13 protein-coding genes are annotated in these 13,243 nt (G+C 60.9%); 12 read left to right on the top strand and 1 reads right to left on the bottom strand.

The features are described from left to right. The first annotated feature begins 88 nt into the window (after positions 1 to 88). The 7 genes from PspCFBP13509_RS01540 to ispD all read left to right on the top strand — a co-directional run bounded on the left by PspCFBP13509_RS01540 (position 89) and on the right by ispD (position 7,866). Positions 89 to 1,036 carry an acetyl-CoA carboxylase carboxyltransferase subunit alpha gene (locus PspCFBP13509_RS01540; protein ID WP_016976871.1) on the top strand — a complete coding sequence of 316 codons (948 nt, stop codon included), beginning with the start codon at positions 89 to 91 and terminating at the stop codon, positions 1,034 to 1,036. 162 nt (positions 1,037 to 1,198) lie between these two features. After that, positions 1,199 to 2,509 carry a tRNA lysidine(34) synthetase TilS gene (gene tilS, locus PspCFBP13509_RS01535; protein ID WP_137211478.1) on the top strand — a complete coding sequence of 437 codons (1,311 nt, stop codon included), beginning with the start codon at positions 1,199 to 1,201 and terminating at the stop codon, positions 2,507 to 2,509. 274 nt (positions 2,510 to 2,783) lie between these two features. Beyond that, entirely contained in the window at positions 2,784 to 4,415 is a 1,632-nt protein-coding gene (locus tag PspCFBP13509_RS01530) for a CTP synthase (protein ID WP_053137224.1), read from the top strand. A gap of 5 nt (positions 4,416 to 4,420) precedes the next feature. Continuing rightward, complete coding sequence (gene kdsA / locus PspCFBP13509_RS01525) at positions 4,421 to 5,266, top strand: 3-deoxy-8-phosphooctulonate synthase (RefSeq protein ID WP_027604465.1); 846 nt, start codon at positions 4,421 to 4,423, stop codon at positions 5,264 to 5,266. A 157-nt stretch (positions 5,267 to 5,423) separates the two neighbouring features. Beyond that, positions 5,424 to 6,713 (top strand): phosphopyruvate hydratase, encoded by a 1,290-nt coding sequence (eno, locus tag PspCFBP13509_RS01520; RefSeq protein ID WP_027604464.1) that lies wholly within the window; start codon positions 5,424 to 5,426, stop codon positions 6,711 to 6,713. Between the two features lie 170 nt (positions 6,714 to 6,883). Next, positions 6,884 to 7,162: a cell division protein FtsB gene (gene ftsB, locus PspCFBP13509_RS01515; protein WP_003172294.1), complete on the top strand. Its 279-nt coding sequence runs from the start codon at positions 6,884 to 6,886 to the stop codon at positions 7,160 to 7,162. Then, a complete protein-coding gene (ispD, locus tag PspCFBP13509_RS01510) occupies positions 7,159 to 7,866 on the top strand; it encodes a 2-C-methyl-D-erythritol 4-phosphate cytidylyltransferase (protein ID WP_137211477.1) in 708 nt (235 codons plus the stop codon). Before ftsB ends, ispD begins: the two co-directional genes overlap by 4 nt. Here the strand turns inward: ispD and PspCFBP13509_RS01505 are convergent, their stop codons facing one another. Then, on the bottom strand, positions 7,867 to 8,763 hold the full coding sequence (locus PspCFBP13509_RS01505; RefSeq protein ID WP_065926450.1) for a LysR substrate-binding domain-containing protein: 897 nt from the start codon (positions 8,761 to 8,763) through the stop codon (positions 7,867 to 7,869). Positions 8,764 to 8,871: 108 nt separating this feature from the next. Between PspCFBP13509_RS01505 and PspCFBP13509_RS01500 the strand changes: the two genes are divergently transcribed. The 5 genes from PspCFBP13509_RS01500 (at position 8,872) to surE (ending at position 13,240) form a co-directional block, all read left to right on the top strand. After that, entirely contained in the window at positions 8,872 to 9,984 is a 1,113-nt protein-coding gene (locus PspCFBP13509_RS01500; RefSeq protein ID WP_065926449.1) for an S-(hydroxymethyl)glutathione dehydrogenase/class III alcohol dehydrogenase, read from the top strand. A 90-nt stretch (positions 9,985 to 10,074) separates the two neighbouring features. Then, positions 10,075 to 10,920: an S-formylglutathione hydrolase gene (fghA, locus tag PspCFBP13509_RS01495; RefSeq protein WP_137211476.1), complete on the top strand. Its 846-nt coding sequence runs from the start codon at positions 10,075 to 10,077 to the stop codon at positions 10,918 to 10,920. 54 nt (positions 10,921 to 10,974) lie between these two features. Continuing rightward, a complete protein-coding gene (ispF, locus tag PspCFBP13509_RS01490; RefSeq protein ID WP_012722614.1) occupies positions 10,975 to 11,448 on the top strand; it encodes a 2-C-methyl-D-erythritol 2,4-cyclodiphosphate synthase in 474 nt (157 codons plus the stop codon). After that, a complete protein-coding gene (gene truD / locus PspCFBP13509_RS01485; protein WP_137211475.1) occupies positions 11,445 to 12,503 on the top strand; it encodes a tRNA pseudouridine(13) synthase TruD in 1,059 nt (352 codons plus the stop codon). The genes ispF and truD overlap by 4 nt, the downstream gene beginning before the upstream one ends. After that, entirely contained in the window at positions 12,491 to 13,240 is a 750-nt protein-coding gene (gene surE, locus PspCFBP13509_RS01480; RefSeq protein WP_065926446.1) for a 5'/3'-nucleotidase SurE, read from the top strand. The genes truD and surE overlap by 13 nt, the downstream gene beginning before the upstream one ends. The last annotated feature ends 3 nt before the right edge of the window (positions 13,241 to 13,243 follow it).

The raw sequence follows: 13,243 nt of genomic DNA, 5'->3' as shown, positions 1-13,243 counted from the left end.
CCTAAACGCGCCTCTCCCTTAAGGTAGGGCGCGAATAGACAACCGGCTGGCCAGGCAACCCTTGGCCGTCGACCCAAGACGGACGCTTATGAACCCGAATTTTCTTGATTTCGAACAGCCGATCGCTGACCTGCAAGCCAAGATCGAAGAGCTGCGCCTGGTCGGCAATGACAATTCGCTGAATATCGGCGATGAGATCGCTCGCCTGCAAGACAAGAGCAGCACGCTCACCGAAGACATCTTCGGCAAGCTGACCAGCTGGCAGATCGCGCGCCTGGCTCGCCACCCGCGCCGTCCGTATACCCTGGACTACATTCAGCACATCTTCACCGAGTTCGACGAGCTTCACGGCGACCGCCATTTCTCCGACGACGCGGCCATCGTGGGCGGTATCGCTCGCCTGGACGACCAGCCGGTCATGGTCATCGGTCACCAGAAAGGCCGTGAAGTGCGCGAGAAAGTACGCCGCAACTTCGGCATGCCGCGTCCGGAAGGCTACCGCAAGGCGTGCCGCCTGATGGAAATGGCCGAGCGCTTCAAGATGCCGATCCTGACTTTCATCGACACCCCGGGTGCTTACCCGGGTATCGATGCCGAAGAGCGCAACCAGAGCGAAGCGATTGCCTGGAACCTGCGAGTGATGGCCCGCCTGAAAACCCCGATCATCGCTACCGTGATTGGTGAAGGTGGTTCCGGCGGTGCACTGGCCATTGGCGTCTGCGATCAGTTGAACATGCTGCAATATTCGACCTACGCGGTGATCTCGCCGGAAGGTTGCGCCTCGATCCTGTGGAAAACCGCAGAGAAGGCGCCGGACGCTGCCGAAGCCATGGGCATCACTGCCGATCGCCTCAAGGGCCTGGGTATCGTCGACAAAGTGATCGCCGAGCCATTGGGCGGCGCCCACCGCGATCCGGCCGCCGCCGCTGCCACTATCCGTGCCGAACTGGGTTCGCAACTGGCGATGCTCAAAAAGCTGGATAACGAAGCGCTGCTGGCCCGTCGCTACGAGCGCCTGATGAGCTACGGTCTCTAAGGTCGCAGCAGCACTAATGTGGGAGGGGGCTTGCCCCCGATTGCTGAGTGTCAGTCACTGTATTCACTGGCTGATGCACCGCTATCGGGGGGCAAGCCCCCTCCCACATTTGCTTTGTGTATGCTTGGCTTGGGTATTCCAGATTTGCGGCGGTAACCTGTGATGAAACCGACTTTATCCGCCAAGCTCCTGCACGCCCTAGCCCCCTGGCGCAACGCCCCGGCTTGGCATATCGCCTTCTCTGGTGGTCTTGATTCCACTGTCCTGCTGCATCTCCTGGCCAACGCCGAAGCCCTTCCGCCTCTAAGCGCTGTCCATGTCCATCATGGCCTGCAGGCTGTCGCCGACGCCTGGCCAGGTCATTGCCAGTCGGTGTGCGACAGCCTGGGCGTCCCCTTGCGGGTCATGCGCGTGCACGTGCAGCCCGGCGCCAGTCTTGAGCGTGCAGCGCGTGATGCGCGTTACCGGGCGTTTACCGAGGTGATCGGGGCAGGGGAAGTGTTACTCACCGGCCAGCATCGCGATGATCAAGCCGAAACCCTGCTATTCCGCCTGCTGCGCGGTGCCGGGGTGCGAGGGCTCGCCGCAATGCCTGCGCATCGCCCGTTGGCAGGTGGTTTCCTGGTGCGGCCGTTGCTGGAGGTCTCGCGCGCCGAGCTGGAAGCCTACGGCGATGAGCATCAACTCAAGTGGATTGAAGATCCTTCCAACACCGATCCACGTTTCTCCCGTAATTACCTGCGCCACCGCGTGATCCCGACGCTGACGGCGCGTTGGCCCCAAGCCATCTCCAGTCTGGCCCGGACTGCCGACCACCTCGGTGAAGCCCAGGCGCTGCTGGGCGAATTGGCCTGCATGGACCTGCAAGCCGCCGATCAGCCTTCGCGGTTTCCTTGGCTGGCGGTGCCATCATTGGTCCTTGGTCCACTGCGCGAACTTTCCGATGCTCGTCAGCGCAATGTCCTGCGCCATTGGCTGGCGCCGTTGACCCGGTTACCCGACAGCGACCATTGGGCCGGCTGGTATTCCCTGCGCGACGCCAAGGGCGACGCACAGCCCTTATGGCGTCTGGCTGATGGAGATTTGCAACGTTGCGGCGCACGCATCTGGTGGTTGCCTCGCGGCTGGTCGGAGTTTTCCCACGCATCGGTGAGCTGGCCTGATCCGCAAAAGCCACTAGAGTTACCCGGTAATGGCCTGCTGGAAATGAGCGGCGAGGTGCCCGAAGGCCCGCTGGAGGTCCGTTATCGCCAGGGCGGCGAAATGCTTGAACTACCAGGCCGAGGCCGGCGTGACTTGAAGCGCCTGCTTAATGAACAGGGGGTGCCGGGCTTCATCCGTGGCAGATTGCCGCTGCTGTATCAGGGCGAGCAATTGCTCGGTGTGCCCCTCCTCGCTGGACTCTGGGCCGCACCGAGTGAAGCTTGGCAATTACATTGGATGCCACGGAGCTGCGATCAAGGTTTGAGCTGATAGCGCCTTTCCGGTAGACTACGCTCCCTTCTTGATACAACTTCTGTGGATTCGCCTGAATCGCAGCAGTTGCCGATTACCAAGCAGTCTTTGCTGGGCGATTCCAAAAAATGTGTAGCGATCAACGTACCGGCAGTTTCACTGCTGGTCTGTCACAACGCGGCGGTTTTTTTGAAAGGTGCACTGTGATTAATGCAGGTGATCGGGGGCTTCGGCCTCTCTTCGCTTTCCCCGGCGGCTCGGACCGCTTTAACGCAGACTTCTAGGGTTTTTCATGACGCGCTACATATTCGTCACGGGCGGTGTTGTTTCTTCATTGGGGAAAGGCATTGCCTCCGCTTCATTGGCGGCCATCCTGGAGGCGCGGGGGCTTAAAGTCACCATGCTCAAGCTGGACCCGTACATCAACGTCGACCCGGGCACCATGAGCCCGTTCCAGCACGGTGAAGTGTTCGTCACACACGACGGCGCCGAGACCGACCTGGACCTGGGCCACTACGAGCGGTTCATCCGCACGACCATGACCCAGAACAACAACTTCACCACTGGCCGCGTCTACGAGCACGTGCTGCGCAAAGAGCGCCGTGGTGACTACCTGGGTGCAACCATCCAGGTGATCCCGCACATCACCGACGAAATCAAGCGCCGCATCATCAAGGGTGCAGGCGATGCCGACGTGGCGATGGTCGAGATCGGTGGCACCGTGGGTGACATCGAATCCCAGCCGTTCCTCGAAGCCATCCGCCAGTTGCGTTTCGAAGTCGGCGCCAAGCGCGCGATGCTGATGCACCTCACGTTGGTGCCTTACATCGCCACCGCCGGCGAAACCAAAACCAAGCCTACCCAGCACTCGGTCAAGGAACTGCGTTCCATCGGCCTGCAGCCGGACGTGCTGGTGTGCCGCTCCGACCACCCGATCGATATTTCCTCGCGTCGCAAGATCGCGCAGTTCACCAACGTTGAAGAACGTGCAGTGATCGCCCTCGAAGACGCCGACACCATCTACAAGATCCCGGGCATCCTGCATTCGCAAGGCCTGGATGATTTTGTGGTCGAGCGTTTCGGCCTGCAGTGCAACGGCGCGGATCTGTCCGAGTGGGAAGCTGTGGTTGACGCCAAGCTCAACCCTGAGCACGAAGTCACCATCGCCATGGTCGGCAAGTACATGGAACTGCTGGACGCGTACAAGTCGCTGATCGAAGCGATGAGCCACGCGGGTATCAGCAACCGTACCAAGGTCAACCTGCGCTACATCGATTCAGAAGACATCGAGAACCAGGGCACCGCGCTGCTCGAAGGTGTCGATGCGATCCTCGTTCCAGGCGGTTTCGGCCTGCGTGGCGTGGAAGGCAAGATCACTGCCGTGCAGTACGCTCGCGAGAACAAGGTGCCGTACCTGGGCATCTGCCTGGGCATGCAAGTGGCCGTTATCGAGTTCGCCCGTAACGTGATGGGCTGGAAAGACGCCAACTCCACCGAGTTCGACAGCAAGAGCGGCCACCCGGTCGTGGGCCTGATCACCGAGTGGGAAGACGCCACCGGCGCCGTCGAAACCCGTACCGAAAGCTCCGACCTGGGCGGCACCATGCGCCTTGGCGCGCAAGACTGCCTGCTGGAGCCGGGTTCCCTGGTTCACGACTGCTATGGCAAGGACGTGATCGTCGAACGTCACCGTCACCGCTACGAAGTGAACAACAACCTGCTGCCGCAGATCAAAGAGGCTGGCCTGAAAATCTCCGGTCGCTCCGGTGATGGCGCGCTGGTTGAAGTGGTCGAGGCCCCGGATCATCCATGGTTCGTCGCTTGCCAGTTCCACCCTGAGTTCACCTCGACACCGCGCGACGGTCACCCGTTGTTCAGCGGTTTCGTCAAGGCTGCACTGACGCAACACCAGAAGAAGGCGTAAACCTGATGGCCCAGAAGATCATTCGCGTAGGCGACATCGAGATTGCCAACGACAAGCCCATGGTGCTGTTCGGCGGCATGAACGTGCTGGAAAGCCGTGACATGGCGATGCAGGTCTGTGAAGAGTACGTCAAGGTTACCGAGAAACTGGGTATCCCCTACGTGTTCAAGGCCAGCTTCGACAAGGCCAACCGTTCGTCCGTGACCTCCTATCGCGGCCCGGGCCTTGAAGAAGGCATGCGGATCTTCCAGGACATCAAGCAAGCCTTCGGCGTGCCGATCATCACCGACGTCCACGAGCCTGAACAGGCTGCCGTGGTCGCCGAGGTGTGCGACATCATCCAGCTGCCGGCCTTCCTGTCGCGCCAGACCGACCTCGTGGTCGCGATGGCCAGGACCGGTGCGGTGATCAATATCAAGAAAGCCCAGTTCCTCGCGCCCCAGGAGATGAAACACATCCTGAACAAGTGCGTGGAAGCGGGTAACGACCAGTTGATCCTCTGCGAGCGTGGTTCTAGCTTCGGCTACAACAACCTCGTGGTGGACATGCTCGGTTTCGGCATCATGAAGCAGTTCGAATACCCGGTGTTCTTCGACGTGACCCACGCGCTGCAAATGCCCGGTGGTCGTGCCGATTCCGCCGGTGGGCGCCGTGCCCAGGTACTGGACCTGGCCAAGGCCGGCATCAGCCAGTCCCTGGCGGGCCTGTTCCTCGAAGCCCACCCGGACCCGGACAACGCCAAATGCGACGGCCCATGCGCCCTGCGCCTGGACAAGCTGGAGCCATTCCTGGCCCAGCTCAAGCAGTTGGACGAACTGGTCAAGAGTTTTCCGACGGTAGAGACCGCGTAAGCGTTGATTCTCCGGTAGACTTTCCCACGCTTTACGCTCAGGCCTACGGGCCTGAGCCTTGTCGCCTGCAAGCCTGCCCCGTTGTTCCACCCTTGCGGTCGGTCAAAAGATTTCCTTCAGCTGCGTCGTTTTCGTCAACTTTGGAGTGTTTACAACAATGGCAAAAATCGTCGACATCAAAGGTCGTGAAGTTCTCGACTCCCGTGGCAACCCCACCGTCGAAGCCGACGTGCTTCTCGATAACGGCATCATCGGCAGCGCCTGCGCGCCGTCCGGTGCTTCCACAGGTTCGCGCGAAGCGCTGGAACTGCGTGATGGCGACAAGAGCCGTTACCTGGGCAAGGGTGTCCTCAAGGCTGTAGCCAACATCAACGGCCCGATCCGTGACCTGCTGCTGGGCAAGGACCCGCTGGACCAGAAAGCCCTGGACCACGCGATGATCAAGCTCGACGGCACTGAAAACAAAGGCAGCCTCGGCGCCAACGCCATCCTCGCCGTGTCCCTGGCTGCTGCCAAGGCCGCCGCCCAGGACCAGGACCTGCCGCTTTACGCCCACATCGCCAACCTGAACGGTACGCCGGGTGTCTACTCGATGCCGGTTCCGATGATGAACATCATCAACGGTGGCGAGCATGCCGATAACAACGTCGACATCCAGGAATTCATGGTGCAGCCGGTCGGCGCCAAGACCTTCTCCGAAGGCCTGCGCATGGGCACCGAGATTTTCCATCACCTCAAAGCCGTGCTGAAAGCTCGTGGCCTGAGCACTGCCGTGGGTGACGAAGGTGGTTTCGCACCGAACCTGGCGTCCAACGAAGATGCACTGAAAGTGATCTCCGAAGCCGTGGCCAACGCCGGCTACACACTGGGCACCGACGTGACCCTGGCCCTGGACTGCGCTGCCAGCGAGTTCTACGAAGATGGCAAATACAACCTGTCCGGTGAAGGCCAGGTGTTCAACTCCGAAGGCTTTGCCGACTACCTGAAGGGCCTGACCCAGCGCTACCCGATCATCTCGATCGAAGACGGCCTGGACGAGTCCGACTGGGATGGCTGGAAGATCCTCACCGACAAGATCGGCGAAAAAGTCCAGCTGGTGGGTGACGACCTGTTCGTGACCAACACCAAGATCCTGAAAGAAGGCATCGACAAAAAGATCGCCAACTCGATCCTGATCAAGTTCAACCAGATCGGCACCCTGACCGAAACCCTGGAAGCTATCCAGATGGCCAAGGCTGCGGGCTACACTGCCGTGATCTCGCACCGCTCCGGCGAAACCGAAGATTCGACCATCGCCGACCTGGCCGTGGGCACTTCGGCGGGCCAGATCAAGACCGGCTCCCTGTGCCGCTCTGACCGTGTGTCCAAGTACAACCAATTGCTGCGTATCGAAGAGCAACTGGCCGGCAAAGCCAAGTACAACGGTCGCGGCGAGTTTCGCGGCTGATCGGTAAGTGGTAAAAAGTCGGTGGATTGCGTCGGAAAGATCACGAAGGTGCGAGTTTCGACGCTAATCTGATGGCGATCAAGCACAAGCCTGGTTCTTCCAGGCTTCGTGCTATCAGTTGCTGTAAAAGTTTTGCATGGCGTGTTTTTCCACTGGATACCCGATATTCGATGCGCAGTCCCAATTGGTTGTTCCTCGTCTTGCTCTTGTTGCTGGCTGGCCTGCAGTACCGCCTATGGGTAGGTAATGGCAGCTTTGCGCAGGTAAAAGACCTGACCCAGCAAATTGCCGACCAGCACGCCGAGAACGAACGCCTGCTGGAGCGCAACCGCGTCCTCGATGCTGAAGTGCTTGAGCTGAAAAAGGGTACCGAGACCGTTGAAGAACGGGCCCGTCATGAGTTGGGCATGGTCAAGGAGGGCGAAACCCTCTACCAGTTGGCCCAATGAGTTACCGTTTGCCGGCCTTCTGGGCCGTGATACCTGCCGCGGGCGTCGGTGCCCGTATGGCCGCGGACCGTCCCAAGCAATACTTGCAGTTGGGCGGGCGCACTATTCTCGAACACAGCCTTGGCTGTTTTCTCGATCATCCCAACCTCAAGGGGTTGGTGGTCAGTCTTGCTGCTGATGACCCGTATTGGCCAAGCCTGGCATGTGCCGCTGACCCGCGTATCGTGCGTGCGGACGGTGGTTCGGAGCGTTCTGGCTCGGTGCTCAATGCGTTGCTGCAACTCAATGCCCTGGGCGCCAGCGATGACGATTGGGTACTGGTCCACGATGCGGCGCGGCCGAATCTGAGTCGCGATGATCTGGATAAGTTGCTCACCGAACTGGCGAACGACCCGGTCGGCGGTCTGCTGGCCGTGCCGGCCCGCGATACCCTCAAGCGCGTCGACAAGCAGGGGCGGGTGGTGGAAACCGTCGACCGCAGCTTGATCTGGCAAGCCTATACACCGCAGATGTTCCGCCTCGGGGTCTTGCACCGCGCATTGGCTGATAGCCTGGTGGCCGATGCAGTGATCACCGATGAAGCCTCGGCCATGGAGTGGTCCGGGCAGGCGCCGCGCTTGGTCGAAGGGCGCTCGGACAATATCAAGGTGACCCGGCCGGAAGACCTGGAGTGGCTGCGGTTGCGTTGGGCGAATCGTCGTTAATCAACCGCTGTACTCTGGCCGCTCGGCCAAGCCCTCTTTCAAGAAATCCACCAACTTCCTGACCTTCGGCGACAAGTGCCGTTGTTGCGGATACAGCCCCCACACCGCCGTATTCGGTGGCTGATGTGCCTCCAGCAGCGACACCAGCGCGCCGCTGTGCAGATGCTCCAGTACGTAATAGTCCGGCAGTTGGCACAATCCCACCCCTTGCAACGCCGCATCCAACACCGCTTGCCCACTGTTGCAGCGCCAGTTGCCTTGCACTCGCTGGGAAAATTCCCTCCCGTCCTGGGCCAGTTGCCAAATGTCCGAGCTGCCGATCAGGCAATTATGCCGACTCAATTCCGACAAACTATGTGGCCGACCATACCGGGCCAGGTAGGACGGCGACGCGCACAGGTACATGCGCCGAGGCGCGAGGCGGCTGGCGACCATGCGCGAATCCTGCAATCGCCCCAGGCGAATCGCCAGGTCGAGTCCTTCGTGCACCAGATCCAATTGACGGTTGCTCAGTTCGATGTCCACCCGCAATTGTGGGTACAGGCCCATGAACCGCGTCACCAGTGGCACGATAAACCGCTCGCCATAGGCCACCGCGCAGGTCATGCGCAACATGCCTTTCGGTTCGCTGGTCAGGTCACCCACGGCGCGCAGGGCTTCTTCGCGGCCGTCCTGTAGGCGCTGGCAATGTTGCAGAAAGGTCTGACCCGCTTCAGTCAGCGTCACCTTACGGGTACTGCGATACAGCAACCGCGTTTGCAGGCGCTCTTCCAGGCGTGCCACCTGGCGGCTGATGTGGGACGAAGACACACCCAGCCGCTCGGCAGCCGCCGTAAATTGGCTGCATTCGGCGACGGCAACGAATTCATCGATGCCTTCCCAGCGGTTCTCCAGCATGGCGATTATCCCTGTACAGCAATAAAGTTTTGCTTTTGCCTGGATTATTAATCATGGAGCCATGTTTTACACTCTCTCCATCATTTTTAACGCCCTGGAGAAACCTGGATGATCAAGTCCCGCGCTGCCGTTGCCTTTGAAGCCAAGAAACCCCTCGAGATCGTGGAAGTCGATGTGGCCATGCCCAAGGCGGGCGAAGTGCTGTTGCGTGTGGTCGCCTCCGGGGTTTGCCATACCGACGCCTACACCCTCTCCGGCGCCGACCCGGAAGGCATCTTCCCGTCCATCCTTGGCCATGAAGGCGGTGCGGTGGTCGAAGCCATCGGCGAGGGCGTGACTTCGGTGGCGGTGGGCGACCATGTGATCCCGCTGTACACCCCGGAGTGCGGCAAGTGCAAGTTCTGCCTGTCGGGTAAGACCAACCTGTGCCAGGCCATTCGTTCCACCCAAGGCAAAGGCCTGATGCCGGATGGCACCACGCGCTTTTCCTACAAGGGGCAGCCGATTTTCCACTACATGGGGACTTCGACGTTCTCCGAGTACACCGTGCTGCCGGAAATTTCCGTCGCCAAGATTCCTAAAGAAGCGCCGCTGGAGAAGGTCTGCCTGCTCGGCTGTGGCGTCACCACCGGCATCGGTGCGGTGCTCAACACCGCCAAGGTCAAGCCGGGCGACACCGTGGCGATCTTCGGTCTTGGCGGTATTGGCCTGTCGGCCGTGATCGGTGCGGTCAAGGCTAAGGCCGGCCGTATCATTGCGATTGACATCAACCCGGCCAAGTTCGAGATCGCCAAGCAACTGGGCGCCACCGACTGCATCAACCCGAAAGACTATGACCGTCCGATCCAAGACGTGATTGTCGATTTGACTGACGGCGGCGTGGACTTTTCCTTCGAGTGCATCGGCAACGTGCAACTGATGCGTGCCGCGCTCGAGTGCTGCCACAAGGGTTGGGGTGAATCGGTGATCATCGGGGTTGCCGGTGCCGGCCAGGAAATCTCCACCCGCCCATTCCAGCTGGTGACCGGTCGTGTCTGGCGTGGCTCGGCGTTCGGTGGCGTACGCGGCCGTACTGAATTGCCAAGCTACGTGGAAATGGCCCAGACCGGCGAGATTCCGCTGGACACTTTCATCACCCACACCATGGGCCTGGAAGACATCAACAAAGCGTTTGACCTGATGCATGAAGGCAAGAGCATTCGTACCGTCATTCACTTTTGAAGCAGCGGCAAGCGGCAAGCTATCAGCAGCAAGTGGGTGTACGCCTTACTTGCCGCTTGAGGCTTGCAACTTGCAGCTGGGAGCACTCCCATGACCCTGGAAAATATCTCCTGCCAGAAGAGTTTTGGCGGCTGGCACAAACGCTACAAACACAGTTCCCACGTGCTCGGCTGCGACATGACTTTCGCCGTCTACCTGCCGCCGCAAGCGGAGCAGGGCAGCAAATTGCCGGTGCTGTACTGGCTGTCCGGCTTGACCTGCACCGATGAGAACTTCATGCAGAAAGCCGGTGCTCAGCGCATGGCCGCAGAACTGGGGCTTATCATTGTCGCGCCCGACACCAGCCCCCGTGGCCCCGGTGTGCCGGGCGACCCGGACAACGCCTGGGATTTTGGCCTGGGTGCCGGCTTCTACCTGAATGCCACCCAGGAACCTTGGGCCAAGCACTACAGGATGCATGACTACGTGGTGCAGGAATTGCCGGCATTGGTTGAAGCGCATTTCCCGGCTTCGGACAAACGGGGTATCAGCGGCCACTCCATGGGCGGCCACGGTGCGTTGGTGTGTGCCCTGCGCAACCCTGGGCGTTACCTGTCGGTGTCGGCGTTTTCGCCGATCAATAATCCGATGGATTGCCCGTGGGGCCAGAAAGCTTTCTCCCGTTATCTGGGTGAAGAGCGCGCCAAATGGCGTGAATGGGATGCCTGTGTGCTGATCGGCGAAGCCTCGGAAAAGCTGCCGTTGCTGGTGGACCAGGGCGACCGCGACGATTTCCTTGCCGTGCAGCTCAAGCCCGAAGCCTTGCAGCAAGCGGCCAAGGCGGCCAGCCATCCGCTGGAACTGCGCCTGCAGCCTGGCTACGACCACAGCTACTTCTTTATCGCCAGCTTCATCGAGGACCATTTGCGACATCATGGTCGTGCTTTGCTCGGTTAATGTGAGGCAAAAGTAGGTAGAATCACGCCCTGAATTAAATCGGGGCGTTTTTTTATGCGTATTGGCCACGGCTACGATGTGCACCGTTTCGCTGAAGGCGATTTCATCACCCTGGGCGGCGTGCGCATTGCGCACCACCATGGGTTGCTGGCCCATTCCGACGGCGACGTTGTCCTGCATGCCTTGAGCGACGCCTTGCTCGGCGCGGCGGCACTGGGCGATATCGGCAAGCACTTTCCGGATACCGATCCCACCTTCAAGGGCGCGGACAGCCGTGTCCTGCTGCGCCATGTGGTCGGCCTGATCCATGCCAAGGGCTGGAAGGTCGGCAATGTCGATAACACCATCGTGGCCCAGGCGCCGAAAATGGCCCCGCATATCGAATCCATGCGCGCACTGATTGCCGCAGACCTGCAAATTGAATTGGATCAAGTCAACGTGAAAGCCACCACCACCGAAAAACTCGGGTTCACCGGTCGTGAAGAGGGCATCGCGGTGCACTCCGTCGCCTTGTTGCTGCGCGCATGAACGACCTGCAACTGCTGGGCCCGCGTGCCTATGGCGAGGCCCTGGGCAGCGCGGTCCTGAAGGCCACGGCTGAAGATTTCCAGGTCGACGAAGTGCTCGATATTCCGCTTACCGGCGAAGGCGAGCACCTGTGGTTGTGGGTTGAGAAGCGCGGGCTCAATACTGAGGAAGCCGCGCGGCGTATCGCCAAGGCGGCTGGCGTGCCGTTGCGCACCGTCAGCTATGCCGGGCTCAAGGACCGTCAGGCGTTGACCCGCCAGTGGTTCAGCGTACAACTGCCGGGCAAGGCCGATCCGGACATGAGCGGTGCGGAAAACGACACCCTCAAGATCCTGAAAACCGCCCGCCACAAGCGCAAGCTGCAGCGTGGCGCGCACTCGGCCAACGGCTTTACCTTGCGTCTGACCCAATTGGCCGGTGATACCGCCGCCATCGACGCGCGGCTGCAATTGATTGCCCAGTACGGCATTCCCAACTATTTCGGCACCCAGCGTTTTGGCCACAACGGTGGCAATGTCGTCGACGCCCGCGAATGGGCCGCGCGCAAGGCCCTGCCGGAGCAGCGCAATGTGCGTTCGCGGTTGTTATCCACCGCGCGCAGTTTTCTCTTCAACAAAGTACTGGCGGCACGCGTTGCCGACGGTTCCTGGCAGCGCGCGCAAGTGGGTGATCTGCTGGCGTTTACCGACAGCCGCAGCTTTTTTCCGGCGGGGGAGGCAGAGTGCAGCGACCCGCGCCTGGCGATCCTGGACCTGCACCCCACCGGGCCGCAGTGGGGCGAGGGCGATTCTCCGGCGACAGGCGCCACGTTTGAGTTGGAGCAGGCGGTTGCCGCCGGTGAAGCCGACCTGCGTGATTGGCTGGTGAGTGCCGGCATGAGCCAGGAACGTCGCATTCTGCGACTGCCCATTGGCGGGTTGACGTGGCATTATCCCGGGCCTGACATTCTGCAATTGGAATTCGTCCTGCCGGCCGGATGCTTCGCCACTGTCTTGGTGCGCGAGCTTGTTGATCTGGTGCCGGTGGGGCAGACGGACAGCCCATGCGTATTCTGATATCAAACGATGACGGTGCCACCGCACCCGGTCTTGCCGCGCTCTATGCTGCGCTGCAGGATTACGCCGAGTGCGTGGTGGTTGCCCCCGACCAGGACAAGAGCGGCGCCAGCAGTTCGCTGACGCTCGACCGTCCGCTGCACCCGCAGGTTCTGGCCAATGGCTTCATCAGTGTGAACGGCACCCCCACCGACTGCGTGCACCTGGCGATCAACAGTTTGTTGGACCAGGAGCCGGACCTGGTGGTGTCGGGCATCAACCTCGGCGCCAACCTTGGCGACGACGTGCTGTATTCCGGCACGGTGGCGGCGGCGCTTGAAGGACGCTTCCTCGGCCGGACCTCGTTTGCGTTTTCGTTGGCATCGCGTCAACTGGACAACCTGCCCACCGCGGCCTATTTCGCGCGCAAGCTGGTGGAGGCCCATGGCGCCCTGGACCTGCCGCCGCGCACGGTGCTCAACGTCAACATTCCCAATTTGCCCCTCGACCACATTCGCGGTATCCAGCTTACACGCCTGGGCCATCGCGCCCGCGCGGCAGCGCCGTTGAAGGTCGTCGACCCGCGTGGCAAGGAAGGCTACTGGATCGCGGCAGCGGGCGATGCCGAAGACGGTGGCCCAGGCACGGACTTTCACGCGGTGATGCAAGGCTATGTGTCGATTACCCCGTTGCAACTTGATCGCACCTTCAGTGATGCCTTCAGTGGTCTCGATGGCTGGCTGGAGGGGCTGCGCTGATGG

This window comes from Pseudomonas sp. CFBP13509 (assembly GCF_005233485.1).
Classification (GTDB): Bacteria; Pseudomonadota; Gammaproteobacteria; order Pseudomonadales; family Pseudomonadaceae; genus Aquipseudomonas; species Aquipseudomonas marginalis.
This window is presented reverse-complemented; position numbering and strand designations above follow the sequence as displayed.

Coding starts and splice junctions, on each gene's coding strand:
- PspCFBP13509_RS01540 (WP_016976871.1), top strand. CDS start 89: ATGAACCCGAATTTTCTTGATTTCGAACAGCCGATCGCTGACCTGCAA.
- tilS (WP_137211478.1), top strand. CDS start 1,199: ATGAAACCGACTTTATCCGCCAAGCTCCTGCACGCCCTAGCCCCCTGG.
- PspCFBP13509_RS01530 (WP_053137224.1), top strand. CDS start 2,784: ATGACGCGCTACATATTCGTCACGGGCGGTGTTGTTTCTTCATTGGGG.
- kdsA (WP_027604465.1), top strand. CDS start 4,421: ATGGCCCAGAAGATCATTCGCGTAGGCGACATCGAGATTGCCAACGAC.
- eno (WP_027604464.1), top strand. CDS start 5,424: ATGGCAAAAATCGTCGACATCAAAGGTCGTGAAGTTCTCGACTCCCGT.
- ftsB (WP_003172294.1), top strand. CDS start 6,884: ATGCGCAGTCCCAATTGGTTGTTCCTCGTCTTGCTCTTGTTGCTGGCT.
- ispD (WP_137211477.1), top strand. CDS start 7,159: ATGAGTTACCGTTTGCCGGCCTTCTGGGCCGTGATACCTGCCGCGGGC.
- PspCFBP13509_RS01505 (WP_065926450.1), bottom strand. CDS start 8,763: ATGCTGGAGAACCGCTGGGAAGGCATCGATGAATTCGTTGCCGTCGCC.
- PspCFBP13509_RS01500 (WP_065926449.1), top strand. CDS start 8,872: ATGATCAAGTCCCGCGCTGCCGTTGCCTTTGAAGCCAAGAAACCCCTC.
- fghA (WP_137211476.1), top strand. CDS start 10,075: ATGACCCTGGAAAATATCTCCTGCCAGAAGAGTTTTGGCGGCTGGCAC.
- ispF (WP_012722614.1), top strand. CDS start 10,975: ATGCGTATTGGCCACGGCTACGATGTGCACCGTTTCGCTGAAGGCGAT.
- truD (WP_137211475.1), top strand. CDS start 11,445: ATGAACGACCTGCAACTGCTGGGCCCGCGTGCCTATGGCGAGGCCCTG.
- surE (WP_065926446.1), top strand. CDS start 12,491: ATGCGTATTCTGATATCAAACGATGACGGTGCCACCGCACCCGGTCTT.